Genomic DNA, 4,264 nt, shown 5'->3' with positions numbered 1-4,264 from the left:
CGTGCGGTCGAACGCGAACACCGAGGCGATCGGTTTCTCGTGCATGCTCGCGCCGGTGTCGACGAGGCTGTCCACGCTGGGCGCGACCACTCCGGCGGCGATACGGAACCGGCCGCCGGGCAGCAGCGGCTTGGTCGACTCACCGAGGACGACGACGTGCTTGCCGAACTTGGGGGTCAGCGGACGGCCCACATCGCGCTTGAGCCACATGCGCAGCAGGTGACGGCGGCGCTCCGGCTCCGGGAAGTCGACGAAGCTGGTACGGGAGTGCAGGGCGGCGTAGTTGAGCAGCCACTGCACGTCGCCCGGCTGGAAGTCCATGTCGATCGGCAGACCGGACTCCTGGGAGATCTCCTCGAAGAGGTTGATCGCCTCGATCTGCTCGGGCGTGAGCTGCGGAACACCCGGGTACTCCTGGGCACTGAAGATCATCGTGCTGCCGGCGTAGGTGCTGAAGACACCGTCGACGTAGCTGATGATCGGCGAGGTGTACGTCAGCTCGGGGGAGTCCGGGTCCTGACGGCGCCAGTCCCAGTGGTAGGTGTCGAAGAGCCGCGGGGCGAGCTCCGGGCGGCGGCGCAGCATCTCGTTGTAGATGGTGGTACCGCTGACCAGGCTGGAGGCCCCGCCCTCCTTGGCGCCGTGCAGGCACATGAGGGCGACGACGTCGGAGCTGTCGGAGTGGAACGGCAGCCGGTCCCGGACGCGGGAGGGCAGCGCGCCGTCGTCGTCGAGCGTCTTGTTCGACGTGGCGATGACGTGGTCGAGCAGGTCGCCGCGCTGGTTCTGCCCGATGGGCTGGCCGAGGTGGAGGCTCATCACGTAGAAGATGGCCCCGGCCATGGTGTCGCCGTACTCCTCGGTGCGCAGTCCGCGCACCAGGATGAACCCCCGGCCGGCGTCCATCTGCCGGGCGCACTCGTCGTTGAGGGCGCGGCAGGCGTCGAAGGGGTAGTCGGCGGCGGTGACGGTGCGCAGGTCGGGGTCGTCGGCGACGAAGCGGCGGCCCAGCTCCTCCAGCTCGGTGCGCTCGGCGTCACTGAGGACGTAGATCCACTCGGTGGACTTGGACAGCTCGTCGCCACGCCAGGCGGACGGCCCGGGAACCTGCTCTACGGGGGCGGTGGTGGTCACGGTGGTGCACTCCTCGCGAAGGTGATGGAAGGCCCTGTCTGATGTCGGTCGGCCACGACGCGCGGACGCGGAAGACGACGTCGGCGCGGCGGCGATGCGTCGCGGGGGGCGACGCGCGGCACCTCAGAAGGGGGTCTGAGGTACGCCGACAGCCGTGCCGGGGCGCAGTCCTTCCCTGGGCGGGGAGTACCTGAGCGGTTCGTCGTAGGTCCGGCGGCCGGCACACGACACGAGCAAGGCGCCGATCAGGGCGACTGGCTTCATGCGGTCCCGTCCTTTCAAGAAGTGCCTTCACCCTAAAAGGGGGTGGTAGGCGAGTCAATAGACGAGACGACATCTTGGATTGCAGTACATGCGGTCCAGTGGTCGTCGCGGCGAAGGGGTGGCGAAGGGGTGGCGGGCGACGCCCCCGCACCGCCTCCGCCCGCAGTCGGCGCACAGCCTTCGCAGCCCTGCCCCGGCTCCTTCCCCGTCGCGGCCTGAGCCCGTCCGAGTCCTGCACTGCCCAGGGCCACCGACTCGGCATCGTCGGCACACGGATCGCTCATCCCGCCCGATGCCCTGCTCCCACCTCGCTGCTTCCCGGTTCTCCTGACGCACGGAAGCGTTGCGGCCAGTGATGCGCGCCGGAGTTCCGATCAGAACGGGCGATCAGACACTCAGCTCCGCCACTTCATGGTGGAACTTCCGGTAGATCAGCGCGGCCCGGTCCAGGGCAGCCTCGACGTCGTACGGGTCCATGTGCATCGCGTTCAGCTGCGCGCGGTAGAGGTAGAGGAAGGTGTTGAAACCGATCTTCTCGAGGTCCACCGCGGATTTGACCATCACGAACGCGCTGACCTTCTCGGCCTTCTTCCGGATGCCGCTGGAGGTGACGGCGCGCTGCCAGGCCCGCAGATCGATGCGGATGATCGAGTACTCCTCGGTCAGTACGACGTAACGGTGGAGCGTGTCCTCGGCGGCCTCCGACTCGCCGAGGAAGTCGGCGAGGATGTCGGTGACCAGGTTCGCCACGCCGTCTATGATCTCGTCGGCCGATCCGCGGCAGAAGGACTTGAGGGCCTTGGCGACGGGCGCGCCCACGTTCTGCACATTGTCGGACGACATGGCGTGCGTCTGTGAGGTGCTGTCAAGCACCGCTTCGATGGGGACCTTCCGGTCCTGGTCGCTGCCGGCGGTGATGAGCGCTTTCTCGATGTCCATCTGGAAGTACTCGGCCTTTGTCTGGGCGAGGGCTTCGAGAGCTTCGAGGGCCTCCTTTGCGTCTTCCATCTGCTTTCCCGAAGTGTCCAGGCTTTCGATGACGCCCGAGATCGATCCCATGATTCCTCCTTCGGTGCTTGCCGTGCCCGGACATGCGGCGCCGCTTTCACGGCGGGGCGACCGGGGCGCGGATGACGTCGGGGCAGAGAGGCGGCGACGGCGGGCTCCGGTCGCAGCGCTGGTGGCCGGACCGGCGGACAGACGGCCACGGGCCGAATCTGCACGATGATGAGGTACCCGCTACACACCTCCCGTACTGACAGATGCCGGGAAAAGCCGAATGAGTACCCATTCGGCGGAACCCCACTTGCGGCCACCGACCCACCCCGGGTAAAGAACGGTGCAGCCACCCGGTATCCGAGGCGCATGCCTCGGCCACGGGCGCCGTCACCGGCTCACGCCCGCCCGGTCCCCTGGACGGTCCTCGGGCGGCGGAGGAGGGGCAGGAGCAGATCGCCACCGCCATCCATCCGGTGGATGGAGATCGCCGCGTGTGCGCGGGAGACGAGGAACTCGCTCGTCGGCAGCACGGGTTCGGCAGCCCCGTACGGGTGGGACCCGCCGCAGCGTCGTCTCCGTGCCCCGGAGAACCACCCGCACCTCGCACGCGTCTCCTGCAACGGCACCATCCGTCACCCATGACCGCGGAGGGGCGGCGGGCGGAATCCGGCGACGATCCGCGTACGGTCGTCGGGGAGCTGGACGACACCTTCGACCCGTCGCCGGAGGAGCGCGCAGCGGCAGGGTGACGGCAGAGCCGATGGGGGTAACTGGGCGTGGGTATCGGTGACTTCATCAGTGACGTCACGCCGGATGCGGTCGAGGACGCGGTCGAGGACGGTGTCGAGTGGGTGGGCGGCAAGGTCGAGGACGCGGGTGACTGGACCGCCGACCGGCTTCAGGACGTGGGCTGGAAGTCCGGCGCCGACTGGGTGCGTGAGCAGTCCCGTTCGGTCGCCAACCGCCTCGGCGCCGAGGTCGACGAGATGGACCTCGGGCAGACCGAGGACAAGACCAAGCTCATCTACGGCAGCCCGGCCAGGATCGACGCTGTCGTAAAGCAACTCGGCTCCTTCCAGGTGGCGTTCGACACCACCGGGGGCGGGCTGAAGGGTCTGGACTCCTCCCGTCTCAAGGGCGAGACGGCCGAGGCGCTGCGCACCGCGGTGAGCACCCAGCCGCCCAAGTGGTACACCGCCGCCGACGCGTGCACCAGTGCGGTCGGTGCGCTGGAGGCGTTCTCGGGCACCGTCACCTGGGCGCAGGCCCAGGCGCAGACGGCGATCGACAAGTGGAAGGCGGGGGTGAAGGCGTCCCAGGATGCCGCCGACGCCCACCGCCGGAAGATCGACGACTACAACAAGGCCGTCGACCTCTACAACGCCCGGCCGGCCGACCGGCGTGACCCCGCCTCCCTGCCGCCGAAACCCGCGGCGACGTTCGAGGATCCGGGCAGGACGCTGATGCAGGAGGCGCAGGACATCCTCGCCGCCGCGCGCAAGCAGCGGAACACGGCGGCGGAGAGCGCGCGTTCGGTGATCCGTGCGGCCCGTGACACGGCGCCGAAGAAGCCGTCGTACGCCGAGCAGCTGCGCGACGGCTACGACGAACTCCAGGTGATGCAGGATCATGTGGCGGGCGGTCTGGTCAAGGGCACCGCGGGGATCGTGAACTTCGTCCGCGGTGTCGATCCGATGGACCCGTACAACCTCACGCATCCGGCCGAGTACCTGACCTCGCTGAACAGTCTGGCCGCCGGTCTGGTGGTCGCGGCCAACGACCCGGTCGGCACCGGGACGCAGATGGTGAAGGACTTCATGAAGGACCCGGCCGAGGGTTTCGGCCGGCTGATCCCGGACATCGTGCT

General features: G+C 68.6%; 4 protein-coding genes. 1 reads left to right on the top strand and 3 read right to left on the bottom strand.

Features of this window, described 5'->3' with window-relative positions:
• The 3 genes from ABZ862_RS38310 to ABZ862_RS38300 all read right to left on the bottom strand — a co-directional run.
• A partial coding sequence (locus ABZ862_RS38310) for a TauD/TfdA family dioxygenase (protein WP_360969205.1) occupies positions 1 to 1,134 on the bottom strand: 1,134 nt, incomplete at its 3' end.
• Between the two features lie 123 nt (positions 1,135 to 1,257).
• On the bottom strand, positions 1,258 to 1,398 hold the full coding sequence (locus ABZ862_RS38305; RefSeq protein WP_360969202.1) for a hypothetical protein: 141 nt from the start codon (positions 1,396 to 1,398) through the stop codon (positions 1,258 to 1,260).
• Between the two features lie 387 nt (positions 1,399 to 1,785).
• The gene (locus ABZ862_RS38300; RefSeq protein WP_360969200.1) at positions 1,786 to 2,457 is read right to left on the bottom strand and encodes a hypothetical protein; all 672 of its coding nucleotides are present in this window, start codon (positions 2,455 to 2,457) and stop codon (positions 1,786 to 1,788) included.
• 716 nt (positions 2,458 to 3,173) lie between these two features.
• Here ABZ862_RS38300 and ABZ862_RS38295 point away from each other — a divergent pair.
• Positions 3,174 to 4,264 (top strand): putative T7SS-secreted protein (locus ABZ862_RS38295; RefSeq protein ID WP_360969197.1); only part of this gene is annotated, 1,091 nt, incomplete at its 3' end.

Source organism: Streptomyces sp. NPDC047000 (assembly GCF_040644295.1).
Classification (GTDB): Bacteria; Actinomycetota; Actinomycetes; order Streptomycetales; family Streptomycetaceae; genus Streptomyces.
This window is presented reverse-complemented; position numbering and strand designations above follow the sequence as displayed.